The 279-nt window shown below is 71.7% G+C and carries 1 pseudogene; it reads left to right on the top strand.

Going from position 1 to position 279, the window contains the following annotated elements:
* Positions 1-52: 52 nt before the first annotated feature.
* A pseudogene (locus tag ACLQ2W_RS34000) lies at positions 53-279 on the top strand (type I polyketide synthase); the annotation flags it as partial.

Raw genomic sequence — 279 nt, 5'->3', positions numbered from 1 at the left:
GTTGCGGGCGCAGGCGCAGCGGTTGGCGGGGTTTGTGGCTGACCGGCCTGAGGTGGATCCGGTGGTGGTGGGGCGGGTGTTGGTGGGCAGCCGGGCGACCGGGTTCACGCATCGGGGTGTGGTGCTCGGCCAGGATCGGTCGGCGTTGGTGGACGGGTTGCAAGCGCTGGCTACGGGTGTTCAGGCGCCGGGGGTGGTTGCCGGGGTTGCGGGGTCTGGTCGGTTGGCGGTGGTGTTTTCCGGGCAGGGTAGCCAGCGGCTCGGGATGGGCCAGGGCCT

It is taken from the genome of Micromonospora sp. DT227 (genome assembly GCF_049841835.1).
In the GTDB taxonomy this organism is placed as follows: domain Bacteria; phylum Actinomycetota; class Actinomycetes; order Mycobacteriales; family Micromonosporaceae; genus Micromonospora.
This window is presented reverse-complemented; position numbering and strand designations above follow the sequence as displayed.